Source organism: Pseudomonas sp. P20, from assembly GCF_016463925.1.
GTDB classification, from domain to species: domain Bacteria; phylum Pseudomonadota; class Gammaproteobacteria; order Pseudomonadales; family Pseudomonadaceae; genus Pseudomonas; species Pseudomonas aeruginosa.
This window is the reverse complement of sequence record NZ_JAEMVM010000011.1, coordinates 56,679-76,859: the sequence shown is the minus strand read 5'-3', so window position 1 is coordinate 76,859 and position 20,181 is coordinate 56,679. Positions and strand designations below refer to the sequence as shown.

General features: G+C 66.9%; 20 protein-coding genes. 9 read left to right on the top strand and 11 right to left on the bottom strand.

Translation table 11 applies throughout. The features are described from left to right. Window positions 1-158 precede the first annotated feature (158 nt). From JHD77_RS16930 to dinG, 6 genes are all read right to left on the bottom strand, one after another. On the bottom strand, window positions 159-1,271 hold the full coding sequence (locus tag JHD77_RS16930) for a CdaR family transcriptional regulator (protein ID WP_003112517.1): 1,113 nt from the start codon (window positions 1,269-1,271) through the stop codon (window positions 159-161). A gap of 7 nt (window positions 1,272-1,278) precedes the next feature. Beyond that, window positions 1,279-1,926: a pyridoxamine 5'-phosphate oxidase gene (pdxH, locus tag JHD77_RS16925; protein WP_003158199.1), complete on the bottom strand. Its 648-nt coding sequence runs from the start codon at window positions 1,924-1,926 to the stop codon at window positions 1,279-1,281. Window positions 1,927-2,024: 98 nt separating this feature from the next. Further along, on the bottom strand, window positions 2,025-2,906 hold the full coding sequence (locus JHD77_RS16920) for an OmpA family protein (RefSeq protein ID WP_003082037.1): 882 nt from the start codon (window positions 2,904-2,906) through the stop codon (window positions 2,025-2,027). Between the two features lie 205 nt (window positions 2,907-3,111). Then, complete coding sequence (locus tag JHD77_RS16915; RefSeq protein WP_003112520.1) at window positions 3,112-4,257, bottom strand: EstA family serine hydrolase; 1,146 nt, start codon at window positions 4,255-4,257, stop codon at window positions 3,112-3,114. 109 nt (window positions 4,258-4,366) lie between these two features. Further along, window positions 4,367-6,640 carry a hypothetical protein gene (locus JHD77_RS16910; RefSeq protein WP_003123181.1) on the bottom strand — a complete coding sequence of 758 codons (2,274 nt, stop codon included), beginning with the start codon at window positions 6,638-6,640 and terminating at the stop codon, window positions 4,367-4,369. Window positions 6,641-6,718: 78 nt separating this feature from the next. Beyond that, window positions 6,719-8,863, bottom strand: coding sequence for an ATP-dependent DNA helicase DinG (gene dinG / locus JHD77_RS16905; RefSeq protein ID WP_003449010.1), 2,145 nt, complete (start codon window positions 8,861-8,863; stop codon window positions 6,719-6,721). A 129-nt stretch (window positions 8,864-8,992) separates the two neighbouring features. On the opposite strand from dinG, the gene JHD77_RS16900 reads away from it, so the two are divergent. Beyond that, a complete protein-coding gene (locus JHD77_RS16900) occupies window positions 8,993-9,457 on the top strand; it encodes a CopD family protein (protein ID WP_004348547.1) in 465 nt (154 codons plus the stop codon). 38 nt (window positions 9,458-9,495) lie between these two features. Here the strand turns inward: JHD77_RS16900 and JHD77_RS16895 are convergent, their stop codons facing one another. The 3 genes from JHD77_RS16895 to JHD77_RS16885 form a co-directional block, all read right to left on the bottom strand. Beyond that, the gene (locus JHD77_RS16895; RefSeq protein WP_031755665.1) at window positions 9,496-10,305 is read right to left on the bottom strand and encodes a hypothetical protein; all 810 of its coding nucleotides are present in this window, start codon (window positions 10,303-10,305) and stop codon (window positions 9,496-9,498) included. Beyond that, window positions 10,298-10,597 carry a DUF1145 domain-containing protein gene (locus JHD77_RS16890; protein ID WP_003082018.1) on the bottom strand — a complete coding sequence of 100 codons (300 nt, stop codon included), beginning with the start codon at window positions 10,595-10,597 and terminating at the stop codon, window positions 10,298-10,300. The genes JHD77_RS16895 and JHD77_RS16890 overlap by 8 nt, the downstream gene beginning before the upstream one ends. Window positions 10,598-10,712: 115 nt before the next feature. Beyond that, on the bottom strand, window positions 10,713-11,345 hold the full coding sequence (locus JHD77_RS16885; protein WP_003082015.1) for an OmpA family protein: 633 nt from the start codon (window positions 11,343-11,345) through the stop codon (window positions 10,713-10,715). A gap of 130 nt (window positions 11,346-11,475) precedes the next feature. On the opposite strand from JHD77_RS16885, the gene JHD77_RS16880 reads away from it, so the two are divergent. The 4 genes from JHD77_RS16880 to JHD77_RS16865 all read left to right on the top strand — a co-directional run bounded on the left by JHD77_RS16880 (window position 11,476) and on the right by JHD77_RS16865 (window position 13,469). Continuing rightward, a complete protein-coding gene (locus JHD77_RS16880; RefSeq protein WP_023086510.1) occupies window positions 11,476-11,973 on the top strand; it encodes a DUF6231 family protein in 498 nt (165 codons plus the stop codon). Window positions 11,974-11,975: 2 nt separating this feature from the next. Further along, on the top strand, window positions 11,976-12,449 hold the full coding sequence (locus JHD77_RS16875; RefSeq protein ID WP_003125052.1) for a YchJ family protein: 474 nt from the start codon (window positions 11,976-11,978) through the stop codon (window positions 12,447-12,449). Next, window positions 12,449-12,766 (top strand): hypothetical protein, encoded by a 318-nt coding sequence (locus JHD77_RS16870; RefSeq protein ID WP_003086341.1) that lies wholly within the window; start codon window positions 12,449-12,451, stop codon window positions 12,764-12,766. The genes JHD77_RS16875 and JHD77_RS16870 overlap by 1 nt, the downstream gene beginning before the upstream one ends. A gap of 82 nt (window positions 12,767-12,848) precedes the next feature. Further along, window positions 12,849-13,469: a trimeric intracellular cation channel family protein gene (locus JHD77_RS16865; RefSeq protein ID WP_003081997.1), complete on the top strand. Its 621-nt coding sequence runs from the start codon at window positions 12,849-12,851 to the stop codon at window positions 13,467-13,469. Window positions 13,470-13,586: 117 nt separating this feature from the next. Here JHD77_RS16865 and JHD77_RS16860 read toward each other — a convergent pair whose 3' ends face one another. Further along, window positions 13,587-14,147 carry a hypothetical protein gene (locus JHD77_RS16860; RefSeq protein WP_003123185.1) on the bottom strand — a complete coding sequence of 187 codons (561 nt, stop codon included), beginning with the start codon at window positions 14,145-14,147 and terminating at the stop codon, window positions 13,587-13,589. A gap of 314 nt (window positions 14,148-14,461) precedes the next feature. On the opposite strand from JHD77_RS16860, the gene JHD77_RS16855 reads away from it, so the two are divergent. From JHD77_RS16855 to quiP, 4 genes are all read left to right on the top strand, one after another. Further along, window positions 14,462-14,956, top strand: a complete 495-nt coding sequence (locus tag JHD77_RS16855; protein ID WP_003123186.1) for an LEA type 2 family protein — start codon at window positions 14,462-14,464, stop codon at window positions 14,954-14,956. 7 nt (window positions 14,957-14,963) lie between these two features. After that, complete coding sequence (locus JHD77_RS16850; RefSeq protein WP_003081984.1) at window positions 14,964-15,164, top strand: SEC-C metal-binding domain-containing protein; 201 nt, start codon at window positions 14,964-14,966, stop codon at window positions 15,162-15,164. A gap of 166 nt (window positions 15,165-15,330) precedes the next feature. After that, window positions 15,331-15,972 carry a glutathione binding-like protein gene (locus tag JHD77_RS16845; protein ID WP_003081964.1) on the top strand — a complete coding sequence of 214 codons (642 nt, stop codon included), beginning with the start codon at window positions 15,331-15,333 and terminating at the stop codon, window positions 15,970-15,972. A gap of 122 nt (window positions 15,973-16,094) precedes the next feature. Continuing rightward, window positions 16,095-18,638 (top strand): acyl-homoserine-lactone acylase QuiP, encoded by a 2,544-nt coding sequence (quiP, locus tag JHD77_RS16840; RefSeq protein WP_031755663.1) that lies wholly within the window; start codon window positions 16,095-16,097, stop codon window positions 18,636-18,638. Between the two features lie 154 nt (window positions 18,639-18,792). On the opposite strand, the gene rmuC is transcribed toward quiP, so the two are convergent. Then, window positions 18,793-20,154, bottom strand: coding sequence for a DNA recombination protein RmuC (gene rmuC, locus JHD77_RS16835; RefSeq protein ID WP_073647918.1), 1,362 nt, complete (start codon window positions 20,152-20,154; stop codon window positions 18,793-18,795). Between the last annotated feature and the right edge of the window lie 27 nt (window positions 20,155-20,181).

Below are 20,181 nucleotides of genomic sequence, written 5' to 3'. Positions count from 1 at the left end.
AGCCGCCTCCTTGTTGTTATGGGTGTGGGATGGGCGCCCAGGGGCGGGTCATTTTCGCTCCGTCGGGACCGGACACGCCTTGTGCAACGGCCAGAGGAAGACGGCGCTGGAAGGGGAACATTTTGTGCGACTGCACAGTGAATCGATTGATCCGCCCGTTACCCGCGGCGCGGAACGAGCAATTGCAGCCCCAGCAACAATTGCTGGCGGTGCTCCAGGCGAGCGAGATCGAGCCCGCTGATCGAAGCGATGCGCTCCAGTCGGTAGCGCAGGCTGTTGCGATGGATTCCCAGCGCCTGGGCACAGGCCTGGGCGTGCCCGTCATGGGCGCACCAGGACTCCAGGGTAGCGGCCAGCGAACCTTGCGGATCGTGGTCGAGCAACCGCTGCAAGGGCGCCAGCAGCTGCCGCACCTGCCAACTGTCGCGCTGGCTGAACAGCAGGCTGGCGAGGCGGTGTCCGTCCAGGGTCACGACCCGCCGACCGGGCAACCGGCTGCGCGCATAGTCCAGCAGGTCGCGTGCGGCGCAGGCCGAGGCGCGCAGCTCGGCCAGGTCGTGCGCCGGGTCGCCGGCACACAGGCGCGCCACGCCCCAGCCGCGCGCGTCGGCGCGCTCCAGCCAGTGCTCGAGCGTATCTGCGTGGGCTACCGGCCGGCACCAGAACACCAGGCGCTCGCCCAGCGCCGCGCTCCAGTGCTCCGCCCGGCCGCCGAGTGCCGCCAGCAGGCGAGCCTGGCAAGGCAGCGGATCGGCATGCTCGGGCAGCTCCAGGAAGACCGCCTGGCGCGGCCAGTGCATGGCCAGCCCCAGGTGTTCGGCATCGGCCGCCAGCGCCCCGAGGCCGTGGCCGGGATCGAGCAACTGGCGCAGCCAGGCTTCGTGACGCTGGCGTTGCCAATGTCGCTCGTCCTGCATCTGGCGCTGTTCCATGAGCATTTCCGCTGCCATCCGCACCAGCTCGGCATAGGGCCGGACCACCTCCGGCGCGCCGGTGATGCCGAGCACGCCGACCAGCCGCTCGGCGTGCAGCAACGGCAGGTTCACCCCTGGCCGCACCCCGCGCAGGCAGGCGGCGGCCTGCTCGTCGATTTCCACCACCCGCCGGTTGGCCAGCACCAGTTGCGCCCCTTCGTGGCGGGTATGCAGGCGCGATGGATCGCCGCTGCCGATGATCATGCCCTGGGCATCCATCACATTGATGTTGTGCGGCAGGATCGCCATCGCCCGATCGACGATGTGCTGCGCCAGCGTCGAATCCAGTTCGAACATGGAGGATTCAGGGCGCCAGGCGTTCGCGCCGCCAGCCGCCGTCCTGGCGTCGATAGTCGAGACGGTCGTGCAGGCGGCTCGGCCGCCCCTGCCAGAACTCGATGCGCTGCGGCAGGAGACGGTAGCCGCCCCAGTGCTCGGGACAGCTCGGCGGCTGGTCGGCGAAACGCCGCTCGGTGTCCGCGAGCAGCCGTTCCAGCTCGGCGCGATCGGCGATGACCCGGCTCTGCGGCGAGGCCCAGGCGCCCAGGCGACTGCCCAGCGGACGCACCTGGTAGTAGGCGTCGGATTCCTCGGGAGTGACCTTCTCGACGCTGCCTTCGATGCGCACCTGGCGCTCCAGAGCCGGCCAGAAGAAGGTCATGGCCGCCCGCGGATTGGCCGCCAGTTGCCGGCCCTTGGCGCTTTCGTAGTTGGTGAAGAAGGTGAAGCCGCGCTCGTCGAGGCCCTTGAGCAGGAGGATACGGCAATGCGGATAGCCGTCGGCGTCGACGGTGGCCAGGGTCATGGCGTTGGGTTCGACCGGCAGGCGCTCGGTCTTCACCGCGTCGTCGAACCACTGGCGGAACAGGCTGAAGGGATCGCTAGGGGCGTTGGCCTCGCTGAGGCCATCGCGGGTGTACTCGCGGCGCATATCGGCCAGGGACTGGGTCATGGCGCATCTCCAGGGGGAAATGCGCCATAGCTTAACCGCAGACTCCGCCTCGCGCTTGATCCGGGACAATGGCGCCAAGCGCCCTGCCCCGGTTCGGCTCAGTTGCCCTGGGCCAGGGACAGCAGGCTGGCGCGCTGGGTATAGAGCACTTCGACGCGACGGTTCTGGGCGCGGCCGGCGGCGCTGGCGTTGTCCGCGCGCGGCATGTCGGAACCGACCCCCTTCAGGCGCAATTGGTCGCCTTTCAGGCCGCTGAGGCGGAAGATCGCCGCCACCGACTGGGCACGCTCGAAGCTCAGCTTGTCGTTGACCGCCTTGCTGCCGGTGCTGTCGGTATGGCCGAGTACCAGGATACCGCTCTGCGGATCGGCCTGGGCCATCTTGGCGACCTTGCCCAGCGGGTTGAGGGTGATCGGCATCAGCATGGTGTGGCGCTTGGGATTGAACGAGTAGTCGGCGGGGGCGATGACGATCAATGCGTTGTCGCGGCGTTCGAGGGTGAACTCGCTACCGGCGATCGCTTCGCGCAGGGCTTTCTCATGGGCATCCAGCCACTCCTTGGTGACCTTCTGCTGGACCAGTGCCGGCTTGCCCGACGCCTTGCTCGCCGAGCTGGCGCCGAACGGCCACCACCAGGGGTTGGCGGCCTTCGGCTCGGCTGCGGCGGCGACTTCTTTCTTCGCCGCGGCGATCTCGGCCTTCTGCTCCGCAGCCTTGGCGGCTACGTCCCGACCGCCTTCGTCCTTGCCGAACGGCCACCACCAGTGGCTGGAGCCGACATGCTCGGCTTCGGCCTTCTGTTCCGTGGCCTGCTTGGCGACGGTCTGTCCGTCGTCCTTGCCGAACGGCCACCATGAATGGCTGGAAGCCTGCTCGGCCGGAGCCTTGGCTGGCTGCGAGGAAGCGTCCTGGGTCTGGAAATAGCTGCAGCCGGAGGCGGTCATGCAGAGAAGAAGCGTCGAGGTCTTAAGCAGTTTCATACGTCGGGGTCCGTTGGAAGTGAAAGAAGGCGAGCCCGATGGAACATTCGGCTCAACCGCCGGTCACATCGCAGCGATGCCGGAGTCAATCCACTGCCCCGGCAACGCCCTATCTCATACGACGCTTTAGATTGTGTCGCTAAGCCATTATTTGGCAATGAAATTTAGCGTCGAGCCGACAAGCGGTTAAAAGTTAACCAACGGATTACAGACACTCCCCCGCGACACGCGCCAGCTGCTGCGCCCGCGGATCCATCAGCACATACGGCCCCAAGGCGTTGCTGACAAAGGAAAAAGCCAGGTCGCGCTCGGGATCGGCGAAGCCGATCGAGCCACCCGCCCCAGGGTGGCCGAAGGCCTTGGGGCCGAGTCCGTAGGTCGCATTGGCCACGCCCGGTTGGTCGAGCATGGTGCCGAGGCCGAAGCGGGTCCGGGTCAGCAAGGTCCGATCCTCGCCTACCGCGTGTTCGTGGGCCAACTGGCCCAGCAGTTCATCTTCCAGCAAACGTCCCTGCAACAGGCCGCTATAGAAGCCGGCGAGCGCGCGCGCGTTGCCATGGCCATTGGCGGCCGGCTGCTGCATGCGTCGCCATTCCGGCTTGTTGGTGCTGGTGAGGATCGACGGCGGATTGGTGAAGGCACGGGTGGTCAGCGCCAATGGCTCGCTCATCATGGTCTTCAGCATGCGCTGGGCGGCAGCGTCGCCGAGGCTGCCCTTGCTCCGTGCCATGTGGGCGACGCGGCCGAACTGGCTGTCGTCCAGGCCGACATGGAAATCCAGGCCCAGCGGTGCCGCGGTGCGCGCCACGATGGCCTCGCCCGGCTCGCGGCCGTCGACCCGGCGGATCACCTCGCCGAGCAGCCAGCCATAGGTAATCGGTGCATAGCCGTGCGCTTCGCCAGGCGTCCACCAGGGCTCCTCGGCGGCCAGTGCCGTGGTCATCGCCTGCCAGTCGTAGAGTGCCTCGGGCGGCATCTGCTCGCGCAGCGCCGGCAGGCCGGCGCGATGGCAGAGCAACTGGCGCACGCTGATCGCTGCCTTGCCGGCCGCGGCGAACTCGGGCCAGTAGTGTGCCACCGGCGCGTCCAGTTCGAGCTTGCCCTCGGCCACCAGTTGCAGCACGGCAACGGCGGTGAAGGTCTTGGTGCAGGAGAACAGATTGAGGATGGTGTCGCGCTGCCAGGGCTGCTCGCCGTCCTTGTCCGCGACGCCGCCCCAGAGGTCGACCACCGTCTCGCCACCGACCTCCAGGCACAACGCCGCGCCGCGCTCCTGCGGATTGTCGAAAAGCCGGGCGAAGGCCTCGGCAAGCGGGGCGAAACGGCTGTCACAGTGGCCTTGGGGCGTCATGGGCAAGTTCCGGTGGGAAAGTGGTCGGGGCATTCTTCCAGCCCTCGGCGGCCTTGTGAACCCTGACATAAGAGGGGTTCGCCGCAAGCGGGCGGCGGTGAATGCGCGCTCATGAACCGGCTGAATCCTCGCGCGGCGGCAGAGGCTCGACGGCAGGCATGGACCTGGCCATCGCCGACAGTCGCGACAGGGCGGCAAGGTTGCTTCGGCGCACCGTGTCGACGAAGCCGGCGAACGGCAAGCCCGTGATCCCGACCAGGCCGATATGGCCGTTCTCGCCGTCCAGCAGACGCCCGCTGGCCGGTTGGTCGAGGTACTGGAACCAGTGGGCGCCGACGATATACGGACTCTTCAGCGCCGCCTCCAGGAACGTTCGGTAGGAGTCGCCGCGCGCCCGCTCATTGGCCGCCTCGCTGACACCACCCCAGAACGGACCGCGATCCCGCGAGCCGAAGTGGAACTCGCTGATCAGCACCGGCTTGTCCAGCCGCGCCAGCAGGGAGTCGTCCAGGCCCTGCCCGGGCAACGGCGTATAGAGGTTGAAACTGAGGAGGTCGCAATACCGGGCGCAGGAGGTGATCGCCTCGGGAGTGCTGACGGCGAAGCGGCCGCCGAGCAGGAGGTGGTTCGGTGCGTGCCATTGCAGGGCGTCGCGCAGGGTCTTGAAGTAAGCGTCGGCATACAGCCGGAGGAAGGCGCTGTAGTCCTCGGCGATGGCCGGATGCCCCTCGCCCGGCAGCGGAGCCGCGTAGCCCGGCGCCTCCAGGGCCTCCCAGGCGGCCAGCTCGATGCCCCAGGCCTCGGCCAATGCCTCATGGCCCAGGTACTTGGCTTTCAATTGCTTGACGAAGGCGCGCTTCGCCGGACTGTCCATGGACAGCGTCAAGGCTCCGAAAGCGAGGCCGTAGCGCGCCTGGGCCGAGCCGTCGCGCCCGGCCCAGGCCAGTTCGTTGTCGGCGTAGTAGCCGAGCAGCCAGGGATCGTCGCGGTGGTCGCGAGCAGCGATGGCGATGACGCGCTCGGCGGCCATGGCGAAGCGCGGGTCGAAGGGATCGGGCATGGCTCCCCACCAGTCGAAACCGCTGCTGACCGTGGCGTAGTCGCCGGCGATCGACAGCGGCAGGCTGTAGGGCATCCGCGTCTGTGCGGCGAGCGCCGGATCGCTCCAGTTGCCGAGGCTGTTGAAACCCCATGCCGAGAGGCGCTCCAGGGTGCGCTGGCGCCATTCGCCGGCGAGCTGGTCAGCACTCGCCTGGGGAGCGATGCGCTGGCGATTGGCACCGAGGAAATCGAACCAGCGACCATGCCCGAAGCGCCGCCCGGCCTGCGCGGCGACGCCGCGGCGGTCGTCGCCCTCACCGAAGAATGCGGCCAGCGGCTCACCCTCCGCCGGCAGTTCGGCGAACATCGGCTCGCGTCCTTCGACGTAGGTCCGGCTGCCGTCGGCGGTCACCGCATTAACGCCCAGCGACCAGAACGGATGTCCTTCCGGAGTAACCAGCCACCAGCGCCCGCCACGTTTTTCCGTGCGGAAGAAACCGCTGGCTTCGAACACCGGCCCACCCAGCAGGCCGCCGAAACGGTCGCGCGCCGGTGTCTGCCGTTCCCAGTCGCGGAGCTGTGCGGCCTCGGCCGCATAGGCGCTGCGCAACTGTTCGTCGGAACGAATCTTTTCCGGCCAGTCGGCGCGGCTGTACTGGCCATAGCGATCGATCAGGCCGGTCAGGATGCTCCGCTCCACCGCCCTCCCTGTGCGTATGCCGAAACGTCCGAGCAGGATACTCTGGGGAGCTTGCGGCGAGCGCAGGGACAGGCTCAGCGCTCCGACCCTGGCGCGGTCCAGCGAGCCCTCCACGCGTGGCGCCAGCAGCACCCGCTGGCCTTCGACCATCTGTGGCATCGGCGGCCCCGCACGCATGCCCAGAGCCTCTGGCGAAACCGCCCGCAACGGCACCAGCAGGGTCTGCGGCGGGCCTGCCGGTAGCTCGATGGATGCCTGCAGCCCCGGCGCGCCCTGCTCGCCCTCGATCGCGACCTCCAGGGTCATGTCCCAGCTCATCGCGTTCTGGATGCGCAGGCTCACGTAGTCCGCTGCGGACCAGTCCCAACGGCCCAGCGCCGGACTCATGCGCAAGGTGGGCCGTTGCGCCGGGCTGAAGGTGACGCGACGGAGAATGTCGCCCTCCGGGGTGGCCTCCGCCGTCGCGCTGGGCAGGTCGGCATCCTCAAGGGTGATGCCGACCACGGCCATTGGCTTGACGAAGTTGAACAGTACCTGCTGGATGTCGCTCGCCGCCAGCGGCGTGGCCACCGCGAGCAGGCCGAGAAGCAGGGGAAGATGCCAACGCGAACGGATCATGAAGCCTGTTTTCCTTAACTCCATCCCGGCCTGGGCAAATGCCGGGAATTCCTGATGCGGCTCGGACGTGAAGGCTGGCGCCCTCCCGCGCAGGCCAGCGCGTCAGGCGATTTCCCGGCGGAACGGCGGCAATGCATTGAGGATAGCCTTGCCGTAGCGCTGGGTGACCACGCGGCGGTCCAGCAGGGTGATGGTGCCGCGGTCCTGCTCGGTGCGCAGCAGCCGCCCGCAGGCCTGGACCAACCGCAGCGAGGCGTCTGGCACGGCGATCTCCATGAACGGATTGCCGCCGCGCGCCTCGATCCACTCGGCCAGCGCCGCCTCCACCGGGTCGTCGGGTACCGCGAAGGGAATCTTGGCGATCACCACGTGTTCGCAATAGGCCCCCGGCAGGTCCACGCCTTCGGCGAAACTGGCGAGGCCGAAGAGCACGCTGTCCTCGCCGTCGTCGACTCGCGACTTGTGCTTGTTCAGGGTTTCCTGCTTGGACAGGTTGCCCTGGATGAACACCCGCTTGCGCCAGTCGCGGTCGAGACCGTCGAAGACTTCCTGCATCTGCTTGCGCGAGGAGAACAGCACCAGGCTGCCGCGCGCGCCCTTCACCAGTTCCGGCAGCTCGCGAATGATCGCCGCGGTGTGCTCGGCGGCGTTGCGCGGATCCGCCTTGAGGTCGGGGACCCGCAATACCCCGGCCTCGGCATGGTGGAAGGGGCTCGGCACCACCGCGGTGACCGCGTTGCGCGGCAGGCCCGCGCGCATGCGGTAGCGGTCGAAGGTGCCCAACGCGGTCAGGGTCGCCGAGGTCACCAGCACGCCATAGGCGACGTTCCACAGGTTGCGGCGCAGGGTCTCGGCGGCGAGGATCGGGCTGGCGTTGGCTTCGATGTCGTAGAAGCTGCCGCTCTCGGCGAGGGTCAGCCAGCGCGCCATCGGCGGGCTGTCCTGCGGGTCCTCGCAGGTGAAGGCGGTCCACAGTTCCCAGTTGCCCTGGGCGCGCGCCAAAAGACTACCGAACAGCGGGTACCACTCCTCCGCCTGGTGGCTGGCGATGCCGCCGGCGCCTTCGCCGTCCATCGCCTCCTTGAGGATATCGGTGAGGCGGGTGAACAGGTCGGTCAGCTTGGAGAAGCCTTTCTTCAGCTCGATGCCCATCTCGCGGATATGCTCGGGGACCACCCCGCCGACGAAACGGTGACGCGGCCGCTCGCGACCTTCCATGTCCTCGCCGGCGCGGAAATCGCCGATCTCTTCGCAGGCGGTGAACATGAACTGCTGCTGGGTCTTGATCTCCCGGGCCAGCTCCGGCACCTGTTCGATCAGGCGGCCGAGGTCGCCCGGCAGCGGGTGCTGGGCGAGCAGCTTGGTGAGGTTCTTGGCGACCTGCTCCAGCCAGTCGGCGGTAGCGCGCAGGCGGGTGAAATGGGCGAAATGGCCAATCGCCTTGTCCGGCAGGTGATGGCCCTCGTCGAACACGTAGAGGGTCTCGCGCGGATCGGGCAGGATGGCGCCGCCGCCCAGGGCCAGGTCAGCCAGGACCAGGTCGTGGTTGGTGACGATCACGTCGACCTTGGTCATCCCTTCGCGCGCCTTGTAGAAGGCGCACTGCTGGAAGTTCGGGCAATGTCGGTTGGTGCACTGGCTGTGATCGGTGGTGAGCTGCGCCCAATGCGCGTCGTCGATCGCCTCCGGCCAGCTGTCGCGGTCGCCGTCCCAGCGGTTGCCGGCCAGGCGTTCGATCATCTGGTTGAACAGCTTGCTGCTGGTCTCGTCGACATCGATGTTGAAACCGTCGTCGGCGAACAGTTGCGCCGTCGCGCTCTGCGCCTGGCCTTCCTGCAGCAGCACGTCGAGCTTGGACAGGCACAGGTAGCGCCCGCGGCCCTTGGCCAGGGCGAAGCTGAAGGCCAGCCCGCTGTTGCGCAGCAGGTCGGGAAGATCCTTGTGGACGATCTGCTCCTGCAGGGCGACGGTCGCGGTGGCTATCACAAGGCGCTTGCCACTGGCCTTGGCGCAGGCGATCGCCGCCAGGCTGTAGGCCACGGTCTTGCCGGTACCGGTTCCGGCCTCCACCGCGACCACCGCCGGCTCGCCCTCGCGGTGCCCCTCCTCGTCCTCCTTGATCGCGCCGAGGGCCTTGGCCACTTCGGCGATCATCAGGCGCTGGCCATAGCGAGGCTTCAGCTCCTTGGCTTCGAGAAAGCGGGTGTAGGCACCCTGGATCTGGGACTTGAGTTCGGCGCTGAGCATGGAATTCCTGGGCCCGGCGCGCAGCGGAAGACGAATCCGCCGGCGCGCCATAGCTGGATAAATTTTCAGTGGTTCGACAGGGCGGCTATGATAACGCGCTTCGTCACAACCGCCAGCGGAGATCGCCGAATGCCCCCCTACGCCCTCGTCTACGCCCTGCATGTCCTGGCCGCCCTGGTCTGGGTCGGAGGCATGTTCTTCGCCTGGACGATTCTTCGTCCGGCGGCCGTCGCCGCGCTGGAGGCCCCAGCCCGCCTGGGCCTGTGGCTGGAGGTGTTCCGCCGTTTCTTCCATTGGGTCTGGGCTGCGGTGATCCTGCTGCCGATCAGCGGCGTCGGCATGCTGCACCTGAGCTTCAACGGTTTCGCCGGCGCGCCGCGCTACGTACAGGTAATGATGGGGCTCTACGTCGCCATGCTGGCACTGTTCCTGCGGGTGCAGGCGCTGCAAGTGCCGGAACTGCGCCGCGCGGTGCAGGCCCAGGACTGGCCGGCAGGCGGGCAGGCGCTGGGGAAGATCCGCCGCACCGTCGGCTTCAACCTGCTCCTCGGCCTGTTGCTGATAGCCCTGGTAGCGGCACGCCCGAGCCTCTGAACCGGCGAGGCGCCGGAAGCCGTGCTGCCGGCCTCTCCTCAGAAGCGCACGACGTCCAGGCTGCCGTCGCTGCCGTTGGTGCCGTTCACGCCGTCCTCTCCGCTGCGCCCCGCACGACCGGCATCCACCGAGTAGATCCAGCAACCGGTGGCGTTATCCGCCGCACCCGGTTTGCCGGCCTTGCCTCCAGCGCCGCCGACGCCGCCTTGCAGACGGGTTTGCAAGCGCTCCAGAGGAAAATCGCCCGGCACTTCCAGACGAATCCGACCGCCCGCCCCGCCCGGACCGCCGTCGCTTCCGGATTGGCCGTCGCCACCTTTCAGCGCGCTGCCCCAGAGGCAGCCGGAGGCCTTGCCGGAAGCCCCGTCCAGGCCATCGTAGCCTGGAGCGCCGACGCCACCGCGGGCGTCCAGCAGCAGGCTTTCCACCTCCACCGCCTGCAGGCGCAAGGTCAGGTCGCGGCCGTTACCGGCGCTTTGCCGGAAGGTGCCGGTCGCGCCGGGCGCGGAAATGATGCTGCCATCGGCCAGGCGGCCGCTGACGACTTCGATGCTGATTCGCTCCTCGCCTGGCGCCACGCCGATCCGGGCGTTCTTCGCCATGTGCAGTTCCTCGATGCGCAGGACGCTGACCTCCAGCGGAATCAGCAGGGCGGCATCCTCGCCGATCTCCACTCTGCGCAGGCGCAGCTCCTGGGCCCGCTTGGGCAGGCGCATCACCGAGTTCGCCTGCACCTTCACGGTTCCGCCGATACCCTGCTGGCGTGCCGGCGGCGCCTCGGCCGAAAACGCGGCGCCAGCCCAGGCCAGGGGAACGACCAGGAACAATCCGAGCATGGCCTTACGCATGATCGTCCTCCTTGTCCTGCGGTAACTCGCTGGCCGGGCTCAACGCCGGCAACGCAAGCATGTGGAAGACCCCGAACAGCAAGACCTGGAGACGGTCCAGCCAGGGATGCGCACGCGCTTTCAGGCGTCCTCCGAGGACGAGAATCTCGATCAGGTGGATCAACAGGATCAGGCCGCCGGCTATCGACAACAGCCAGTTCAGCGGATAGGCGAACGGATGCAGCAGATTGACCAGCACCGCGCCCCAGAACACCAGGGTCACGAGCTTGCCCAGCCCGAGAAACGCTTTCATGGAACTCCCCCCAAGACATCGTGTGCGGGGGAACATACTCGCCAGCCCGCCGCGGCGCCAGCCATGAACGAAAACGGGGGCTTCGACGCCCCCGTTCTGCTCCGCGCCGCCTGCGTCATTCGCGCTTGATGAGGATTTCCACCCGGCGATTCTCGGCCCGCCCTTCGCGAGTCTTGTTGTCGGCGACCGGCTGGCTTTCGCCCAATCCCTGCACGCCGACGATGATGCTCGAAGGCACCCCGGCATCAATCAGATAGTTCGCAACGGCATTCGCGCGCCGTTCCGACAGCTTCTGGTTGTAGGCATCGGAACCGACGCTGTCGGTATGCCCGGTGATACTCAGGCGCGTACTGGCCGCCTCGCCTTTCAGGCGTTCGGCGATGCCGTTGAGCTTCTCGCTGTCGGCGGCGTCCACCTTCGACGAATCGAAGGCGAAGTGCAGGTCGCGCACGACAATGGTTTCTTCCTTGACGACGGGAGGCGGCGGCGCGACTTCCTCGACCGGCTGCGGAGGCGGCGGCGCGACCTGTTCGCCGGCACCGTGCACCCAGCAATAGGCGGCACCGACGCCACCGCCGATCAGGGCGCCCCAGCCGGCCCAGCTGCTGCTTTCGATCGCGCCCAGGCCGGCGCCGGTAACACCACCGACCGCCGCACAGGTCGGCCAGTCGCTTTTCTGCAACCCTGCGCAACCGGTCAGCAAGCCGCTGACCAGAATCAGGGGTAAAGCGGTCCTCGTGATGCTCATTGGAACTCTCCTCGTGGATCGGTTGTAACCGACAAATAGGGAGTAAAGACCCCAGCCGAAAAAAGCGCCAGCACTAGGCCATGCAGGCGCTTCAGGCTAGTCTTGGCGAATCCCAGGAGAGTGTTTTCCCATGAGCGAACCGATTTCTCCCCGCACCCCGCAGCAGGCCCTGGCCGCGTTGCTCGCCCGCTACGCGCCGAAGCGCTTGCTGCTGGTCGGCGCCAGCCGGCTGCCGGCGGTGGAGGCCTTCATCCACAACCATCCCCAGTGCCAACTGGCGCACAGCCCGGCGGCGGCATTGCCCGCCGAACTGGCCGGCCAGCGCTTCGACCTGGCGCTGTTCGTCGATTGCCTGGAACACCTGCCGCAGCGCACCGGTCTGCAGTTGCTCGCGGGCGTGCGCAACCTGAACGCCAGCCGGGTCGCCGTACTGGTCGACCTCGAGGCCAGCGACTGGCAGGCAACCGACTTCTTCGCCCTCGCCATGCAGAACAGCGAACGCTTCCAGCGCGAAGGCCAGACGCTGACCCTGTACACCTACGACCTGTACGAATACAAGCAGGTCCCCGATTGGCTGAACGCCAAGTTCTGGGCCAACCCGGAAAACTTCGGCAAGTACTGGTGGTAACCATGACCCAACCCTCCTGCCCCTGCGGCAGCGGCGACCCGCTCGACGATTGCTGCGGCCGCTATCACCAGGGACATCCCGCGCCTACCGCGGAAGCCCTGATGCGCTCGCGCTACAGCGCCTATGCCCTCGGACTGGTGGACTACCTGCGCGACACCACGCTGCCGGCGCAACAGGCCGGCCTCGATCTCGACGGCATCCGCGCCTGGAGCCACGGCAGCACCTGGCTCGGCCTGGAGGTGGAAAACCACGAGGTGCTCGGCGGCCAGCCGGAGCATGCGCGAGTCACCTTCGTCGCGCGCTGGCACGACGCCGAGGGGGAACATGCCCATCGCGAATGTTCCGGCTTCGTCCAGCGCAACGGTCGCTGGTACTTCCTCGATCCGACCGTGGCCCTGAAACTCGGCCGCAACGACCCCTGCCCCTGCGGCGCCGGCGGCAAGCTGAAGAAATGCTGCGGTCCATGGATCACCTGATGCATTCGCTCGCCAGCTATATCCGCGCCATCCATGCCCTGCCCTCGCCAGTCTCGATAAGCGATGCGCAGGTCGAAGAGCAACAGCGCTGCGAGGACGGCGTCGAGATCCACAGCTGCGAAGCGCTCTACCGTTTCGACAACGGCGTGCGCCTGCGCCAGCACTGCGAGCGCGACCTCCTGCCAAGCAGCGGGGCCTGCGAGGAATGCTGGATCGGCTACGAAGTGCTGGATTCCGCCGGGCGGGAAATCAGCCCACGCTACAAGCACTTCGTCAACGCCTGCCAGGAACGCTTCTGGTTGCGCATGCACGCCTGAGATGCTGCGCCAGGCTGCGCGGTTTGGGCGTTGACGAGCGCTCGGGTAGAATGCGCAGCCTTTTCATCCGGGCCCCATCCCCATGCTGCTGACCGTGCTCTACATCATCGCCATCACCGCCGAAGCCATGACCGGCGCGCTGTCGGCCGGCCGGCGCAGCATGGACCTGTTCGGCGTGGTGCTGATCGCCTGCGTCACCGCCCTGGGCGGCGGCTCGGTACGCGACATGCTGCTGGGCCATTACCCGCTGACCTGGGTCCGTCACCCGGAATACCTGGCGCTGACCGCAGTCGCCGCGCTGGTGACAGTGTTCATCGCGCCGCTGATGCGCCACCTGCGCTCGCTGTTCCTGGTACTCGACGCGGTTGGCCTGGTGGCCTTCACCCTGATCGGCTGCCAGGTCAGCCTGGAAATGGGCCACAGCCTGCTGATCGCGGCGATCAGCGGGGTGATCACCGGGGTGTTCGGCGGCATTCTCCGCGACATCCTGTGCAACGACGTACCCTTGATATTCCGCCGCGAACTCTATGCCAGCGTGTCCTTCGCCAGCGCCTGGTGCTACCTGATCTGCGTGGAGCTGGAACTGCCCTCCGAGCAGGCGATGCTGATCACCCTGTTCAGCGGCTTCCTGTTCCGCCTGCTGGCCATCCGCTTCCACTGGGAAATGCCCAAGTTCGTCTACCAGGACGATTTCGACCACTGAGGCAAGCGCCTGCCCCTGGTCGACGCGTTCCTCCAACCCCGCGCCTGTCCCCGATGCCACGGCCCGCGACGCGGTTATCCGCCCCACGCCCACGCTTGTCGCAGGCCGCTGCCCGCCTCAGTCCTGCAGGCGCAGGTGGCTGGTGTCCGGAGCCGGAGCCGCTGGCTCGGGGCGTGCCTGGCCCATGTCGCTACCGACCGGGGCGACGCTGAAGCGGCTCAGGTCGAGCTTCGGCGCCTCGGCTTCGGCCTTGGCGTCCTGTAGGTCGGCGCCGACCGGAGCCAGGCCGAAATCCGGCGCATCGACCTCGGCGAACGCCGCCATGTAGCCGTCCCGCGGCGCTACCTGCAAACGCCCGGAGGGCGCGCTGTCCCGCGCAGCGACGCGGGCCTGTGGGGCTTCCACGGCGGCCTGCTGCGCAGGCGGCGGCGCCATGACCACCTCCTCGATCTCCATCTCGGCGACCACGGCGATCGCTCCCGCTCGCTCCAGCACGCTGCGGTATTTTTCCGCGGAGGCGGCATCGAGGTTGTTCTTGATCACCACCCGGCGGCCGGAGAACAGCAGCTCGATACGCTGCGCGTCGGCCTGGAACAGCTTGGCCAGGTTGGCCTTGACCACCTCGGGCCGGGCGCCGGCGACCAACTGGCCGGAAAAGGCGATTTCAAAGCGGCTCATTGGCATCTCTCCGAGTGAAGGGCCGCTCGGCATGGCGGCCCTGGCGTTTCGTCGAACGATTGTACCCATCGACAGCCACGCGTGGAGTGACTGGGTCCGGCAAATTGGCCGGCGGGTCCGTTCAGGTTAGCCGAGCCGGTCACGCCAGCCGACGGGAAGACTTGCACGGGCGTACGCGCTTCTCCATGCTCCCCCGACTGCGCTACGGGAAACATATGGACACAGGCCTGTACCTGAAACATCTTTCCTCTATACAACAATAAGTTGCAGCACAATCACTGCTTGTTAAACTGGGGCGTCTCGGGGTGAATAGCATGAATTACCAGGCGCAAATGATAAGAATTATCAGTCTAATAATGGCGTGGGGAGTTCTCTCCAATCTCTCGGGCTGCAGCTGGATGACCGGCAGCTTCGAAGACCCCGACGTCAAGCTGCTGAAGGTGGAAGTGGTCAAGGCACGCTTGCTGGAACAGGAGTTCGTGATGCGCTTCCGCATCGACAACCCCAACGATTTCAGCCTGCCGGTACGCGGCCTGCAGTACGCCGTGCAACTGAACGACATCCAGCTCGCAGAAGGCGAGTCCGGGCAGTGGTTCACGGTTCCCGCCCACGGCCACGAGGTATTCGACGTGCCGGTGCGAACCAATCTCTGGCGCCACATGAAATACATCGTCAAGCTCCTCGAGCGTCCCGAGGAGCCGATCCGCTACCGCCTGCAGGGCGAAGTGAAGACCGGACTGATGTTCGGCCGCAGCGTGCACCTGAGACGAAATGGCGAGATAATTCCCGGCGATTTCATCCCAGAATAGGTCCACCATGAGTCAGGAACCCCACGTACACGGCCCGAACTGCAACCACGACCACGATCATCATCACGATCATGGCCATGGTCATGTCCACGGTCCGCACTGCAACCACAGCCACGAGCCGGTGCGCAATCCGCTCAAGGCCGTAGGCCGCAACGATCCCTGCCCCTGCGGCAGCGAGAAGAAATTCAAGAAGTGCCACGGCGCCTGACCCTTCGCACGCGCCGGCATCCGAAGGCCCGCTGAGCAGCGGGCCTTTTCGTTGGCGCGCCACCAGCCCCGCCGGGGCGTCATGCGCGACAGCGGTTTGCATCGAACCTAGGTTCCTGGCGTAGAGTCTTCCGTTCGTAGCCCATCGACGAGCCGGAGACGCACCGATGATCGACCTGTACTACTGGACCACCCCGAACGGCCACAAGATTACTCTTTTCCTGGAAGAAACCGGCCTGCCCTACGCCATCCATCCGATCAATATCAGCCAGGGCGACCAGTTCCAGGCGGATTTCCTGAAGGTGTCGCCGAACAACAAGATTCCCGCCATCGTCGATCGCCAACCAGCCGACGGCGGCGCTCCCCTGTCGCTGTTCGAGTCCGGCGCCATCCTGCTCTATCTCGCGGAAAAGACCGGACGGTTCCTCGCCAAGGACCTGCGCGCGCGCCAGGAAACCCTGCAGTGGCTGTTCTGGCAGATGGGCGGGCTGGGGCCGATGGCCGGGCAGAACCACCATTTCAACCGCTTCGCCCCGGAGAAGATTCCCTACGCCATCGACCGGTACGTCAAGGAAACCGCGCGCCTGTACGGCGTTCTCGACCAGCGCCTGGCGGACCGCGCCTTCGTCGCCGGCGACGACTACAGCATCGCCGACATGGCCATCTATCCGTGGATCGTCCCACATCAGTGGCAGGAGCAGGATCTCGCCGACTTCCCACACCTGCAGCGCTGGTTCGAGAGCATTCGCCAGCGTCCGGCGACGCAACGCGCCTATGCTTTGGTGGAGCGCATCAATCCGCCGCAGTAGCGGGTCCCGAGCCGGCCTGCGGACGTCCTCGCGGACGATCGCAGGCGGAGCTTGCGCAGCCCTGCGCTCCTCACTAACGTAGCGCCTCTCGACGCGACCACTCCCGCAGGAGCCCCCACCCCATGGCCTCGCCAGCCTTCATGCGTTTTCTTCCCCGTTGCGGCGCCGCCGCGGCCTTCGGCACCCTCCTGGGCCTGGCCGGTTGCCAGTCCTGGCTCGACGATCGCTACGCCGACAGCCTGCCGCCGACCTCCGGCGTGCAACCGATCAAGGGCCTGGCGCAAAACGTATCGATCCGGCGCAACGCGCTGGGCATGCCACTGATCGAAACCGGCACCTTCCATGACGCGTTGTTCGCCCTGGGCTACGTACACGCCTCCGACCGCCTGAGCCAGATGGTCAGCCTGCGCCTGCTGGCCCAGGGACGGCTGGCCGAGATGGTCGGCCCCGGCGCGCTGGAGATCGACCGTTTCATGCGTACCGTGAACCTGCGCCAGGCCGCGGAGATCCAGTACAGGAACGCCTCGCCGCGCCTGCAACGCTTCTTCGAGGTCTACGCGCGCGGGGTCAACGCCTACCTGTATCGCTATCGCGACAAGCTGCCGATGGAGCTGGCCCAGTCCGGCTACCGTCCGGAATACTGGAAGCCCGAGGACTCGGCGCTGGTCTTCGCCCTGCTCAACTTCGGCCTGGCGGTGAACCTGCAGGAAGAAATCGCCTCGCTGACGCTCGCGCAGAAGGTCGGCAGCGACAAGCTGGCCTGGCTGACGCCGACCTATCCCGACGAAAACCTGCCGTTCGACGAGGCGGAAAAGCTCAAGGGCCTGCGCCTGGACGGGCAGGTTCCCGGCCTCGCGGGCGTCGAGGGCGCGGCGCGGCAGGTCGCAGCGCTGAGCATGCTCGGGGTCGCCGCCTCGAACAACTGGGCTATCGCGCCACAACGCAGCCGCAGCGGCAAGAGCCTGATGGCCAACGACACCCATCTGCCACTGAGCATGCCGTCGGTGTGGAACTACGTACAGATCCGCTCGCCCAAGTACCAGGCCGCGGGCGTTTCCATCGCCGGTCTGCCGGGCGTGGTGGCGGGCTTCAACGGCAAGCTGGCCTGGGGCATGACCATGGTCCTGGGCGACAACCAGGATCTCTACCTGGAACAGTTGCGACGCCAGGGCAACCGGCTCTATTACCTGGCCGACGGCAAGTGGCAGCCAACCCGCGAACGCCAGGAAACCTTCTTCATCAAGGGCCAGCGGCCGATCCGCGAGGTCATCCACGAAACCCGCCATGGCCCGCTGCTCAACAGCGCCCTGGGCGAGCGCAAGAACATCCTCCAGCCGCTGCCGCTGAAGAGCGGCTACGGACTGGCCTACCGGAGCATCCAGCAGGAAGCCGACAAGACCCTGGACGGATTCTTCGACCTGTCGCGGGCCAAGACCATCGAGCAGGCCTTCGACGCCACCCGCGAGATTCGCGCGATGCCGCTGAACATCGTGTTCGCCGACGAAAAGCACATCGGCTGGCAGGTCACCGGACGCTATCCGAACCGCAAGGAAGGTCGTGGCCTGCTGCCCTCCCCTGGCTGGGACGGCCGCTACGACTGGGATGGCTATGCCGACCCGATCCTCCACCCCTCCGACCAGGACCCGCAGCAGGGCTGGCTGGGTACCGCCAACCACCGCACCGTGCAACCCGGCTACGGCGCCCAGTTGTCCAACTCCTGGTACTACCCGGAGCGCGCCGAGCGCATCGCCCAGCTCGCCGGTGCCAGCAAGAGCCACGACACCCAGAGCATGATCCGCATGCAGTACGACCAGACCTCGCTGTTCGTCGCCAAGCTGCAAGCCATGTTCGACAATCCCGGCATGGCGCTGCCGCTGCGCCAGGCCATCGACGCCTTGCCGGAGGCGCAACGCAGCCGGGCGCGGGAGGCCTACGACCGGCTGATGGCGTTCGACGGCAAGCTGACAGCCAGCTCCAGCGACGCCGCGCTGTACGGCGCCTTCCTCCACGAGAGCGCCAGGCAGATATTCCTCGACGAGCTAGGACCGGAGGACGGCCCTGCCTGGAAAGCCTTCGTCGAGACCACCAACCTCTCCTACTCGGCGCAAGCCGACCACCTGCTCGGGCGCGACGAGAGTCCGTTCTGGGACGATACCCGCACTCCGCAGAAGGAGGACAAGCCGGCAATCCTCGCGCGCAGCCTCGCCGCCGCCGTGGAGTTCTGCGAACAGCGACTGGGGAGCGAGCGCAAGGCCTGGCAATGGGGCAAGCTGCACACCTACGAATGGCAGAGCGACAGCTCGAAAATGGCCCCCTACCTGGGGGCCGGCGAGCGCGCCGGACTCGGCGCGATCAAGGGCTATCTCGATCGCGGGCCCTATCCGGCCGGCGGCGACCACACCACGCTGGACGTATCGGCCTACGGCTGGGGCCAGGACTTCGACACTTGGCTGATCCCGGCGATGCGGCTGATCGTCGACTTCGGCCAGAGCGAACCGATGATCGGCGTGAACAGCAGCGGCCAATCCGGCAATCCGGCCAGCCCGCACTACGCCGACGGTATCGACGCCTGGCTCAAGGGGCGCTACGTCAGCTTCCCGTTCCAGCCACAGAACCTCGATCGCGTTTACGGCAACAAGCGGCTGACGCTCACTCCCGCTCGCTGAACGGACGGCGCGGAACTTTCCTCCGCGCCGTGGCTCTGAACAGCCGACTTACTCCATGATCATCTTCAGGGCGTCCTTCCGGACGCCCTTCTTTTATCCCCCTCCCGGAAAGCCTCCGTTTTCTCGAAAGCCCGGGCACGGGATCGAACCGATCTCACTCCTCTCCGGCCTCTTCCACGGGCGCCACCAGCGCCCGGTCCAGCCAGTCCGTCGGCAGGCTCTTGCTGGCGCGGGCACCGAGCAGCTTGAGTTGCTCGCTGCGACTGATCAGGTTGCCACGTCCCTCGGTGAGCTTGTTGCGCGCCGCGGCATAGGCCTTGTCCAGTTGCTGCAGGCGCGAACCGACCTCATCGAGGTCCTGGACGAAGAGCACGAACTTGTCATACAGCGAACCGGCACGTTCGGCGATTTCCCGCGCATTCTGGTTCTGCCGCTCCTGGCGCCAGAGGCTGTCGATTACCCGCAGGGTGGCCAGCAGGGTGGTCGGGCTGACGATCACGATATTCTGCGCGAAGGCGTCCTGGAACAGGTTCGGCTCGGCCTGCAGGGCCGTCGAGAAAGCCGCCTCGATCGGCATGAACAGCAGGACGAAGTCGAGGCTGTGCAATCCTTCCAGGCGTCGATAGTCCTTGCCGGAGAGGCCTTTCACATGGTTGCGCAACGACGTTACGTGCTGCTTCAGCGCCTGCTGGCGCAGCAGATCGTCGTCAGCGGCGATGTACTGCTGGTAGGCCGTGAGACTGACCTTGGCATCCACCACCACCTGCTTGTCGCCGGGCAGGCGGATCAGCACGTCCGGCTGGAAGCGTTCGCCCTCGGCACCCTTCAGGCTGACCTGGGTCTCGTATTCCCGGCCTTTTTCCAGGCCTGCATGCTCGAGCACCCGCTCCAGCACCAGTTCGCCCCAGTTGCCCTGGGTCTTCTGGCCCTTGAGCGCGCGGGTCAGGTTGGTCGCTTCCTCGCCCAGGCGCAGGTTGAGCTGCTGCAGACGCTCCAGTTCCTTGCTCAGGGAGAAACGCTCGCGCGCTTCCTGCTGGTAGCTTTCCTCCACCCGCTTCTCGAACGCCTGGATGCGCTCCTTCAGTGGATCGAGCATCTGCCCCAGGCGCTGTTGGCTGGTCTCGGCGAAACGCTGTTCGCGCTCGTCGAAGATCTTTCCCGCCAGTTCGGCGAACTGTGCCCGCAACTCGTCGCGGGCCGACTGCAGGTCGGTCAGGCGCTGCTGGTGGCTTTCCTGCTGCTCGCGCAGTTCCGCAGCCAGCGCAGCCCGTTCGGAAGCCAGGCGACGCAATTCCTCTTCCCGGCCCTGGCGCTCGCTGGCCCAACGTGCCTCCGCCTGGGACGCCCGTTGCCGCTCCTCCCCCATCAACTCGGCTTCCCGACGCAGCGCGGCGACCTCACCGGCGAGCCTGGCATGGCGCTCGCCGAGTTGCTGGTAAGCCTCCCTGCTGGTCTCCAACTGCGCATTCAGCCCGTCCTGGGCCAGTTGCGCGGTCGCCAGTCGCTCGCCGAGCAAGGCTATCTCGCGCTCCGCCAGGCTGGC

What these genes read in the sequence shown, in the direction of transcription:
- JHD77_RS16875 (WP_003125052.1), top strand. Translation starts at nt 11,976, where the DNA reads ATGACCCAACCCTCCTGCCCCTGCGGCAGCGGCGACCCGCTCGACGAT.
- dinG (WP_003449010.1), bottom strand. Translation starts at nt 8,863, where the DNA reads ATGCTCAGCGCCGAACTCAAGTCCCAGATCCAGGGTGCCTACACCCGC.
- JHD77_RS16850 (WP_003081984.1), top strand. Translation starts at nt 14,964, where the DNA reads ATGAGTCAGGAACCCCACGTACACGGCCCGAACTGCAACCACGACCAC.
- JHD77_RS16865 (WP_003081997.1), top strand. Translation starts at nt 12,849, where the DNA reads ATGCTGCTGACCGTGCTCTACATCATCGCCATCACCGCCGAAGCCATG.
- JHD77_RS16860 (WP_003123185.1), bottom strand. Translation starts at nt 14,147, where the DNA reads ATGAGCCGCTTTGAAATCGCCTTTTCCGGCCAGTTGGTCGCCGGCGCC.
- JHD77_RS16890 (WP_003082018.1), bottom strand. Translation starts at nt 10,597, where the DNA reads ATGAAAGCGTTTCTCGGGCTGGGCAAGCTCGTGACCCTGGTGTTCTGG.
- JHD77_RS16855 (WP_003123186.1), top strand. Translation starts at nt 14,462, where the DNA reads ATGAATTACCAGGCGCAAATGATAAGAATTATCAGTCTAATAATGGCG.
- JHD77_RS16895 (WP_031755665.1), bottom strand. Translation starts at nt 10,305, where the DNA reads ATGCGTAAGGCCATGCTCGGATTGTTCCTGGTCGTTCCCCTGGCCTGG.
- JHD77_RS16870 (WP_003086341.1), top strand. Translation starts at nt 12,449, where the DNA reads ATGCATTCGCTCGCCAGCTATATCCGCGCCATCCATGCCCTGCCCTCG.
- JHD77_RS16920 (WP_003082037.1), bottom strand. Translation starts at nt 2,906, where the DNA reads ATGAAACTGCTTAAGACCTCGACGCTTCTTCTCTGCATGACCGCCTCC.
- JHD77_RS16885 (WP_003082015.1), bottom strand. Translation starts at nt 11,345, where the DNA reads ATGAGCATCACGAGGACCGCTTTACCCCTGATTCTGGTCAGCGGCTTG.
- pdxH (WP_003158199.1), bottom strand. Translation starts at nt 1,926, where the DNA reads ATGACCCAGTCCCTGGCCGATATGCGCCGCGAGTACACCCGCGATGGC.
- JHD77_RS16845 (WP_003081964.1), top strand. Translation starts at nt 15,331, where the DNA reads ATGATCGACCTGTACTACTGGACCACCCCGAACGGCCACAAGATTACT.
- JHD77_RS16930 (WP_003112517.1), bottom strand. Translation starts at nt 1,271, where the DNA reads ATGTTCGAACTGGATTCGACGCTGGCGCAGCACATCGTCGATCGGGCG.
- JHD77_RS16910 (WP_003123181.1), bottom strand. Translation starts at nt 6,640, where the DNA reads ATGGAGTTAAGGAAAACAGGCTTCATGATCCGTTCGCGTTGGCATCTT.
- JHD77_RS16915 (WP_003112520.1), bottom strand. Translation starts at nt 4,257, where the DNA reads ATGACGCCCCAAGGCCACTGTGACAGCCGTTTCGCCCCGCTTGCCGAG.
- JHD77_RS16900 (WP_004348547.1), top strand. Translation starts at nt 8,993, where the DNA reads ATGCCCCCCTACGCCCTCGTCTACGCCCTGCATGTCCTGGCCGCCCTG.
- quiP (WP_031755663.1), top strand. Translation starts at nt 16,095, where the DNA reads ATGGCCTCGCCAGCCTTCATGCGTTTTCTTCCCCGTTGCGGCGCCGCC.
- JHD77_RS16880 (WP_023086510.1), top strand. Translation starts at nt 11,476, where the DNA reads ATGAGCGAACCGATTTCTCCCCGCACCCCGCAGCAGGCCCTGGCCGCG.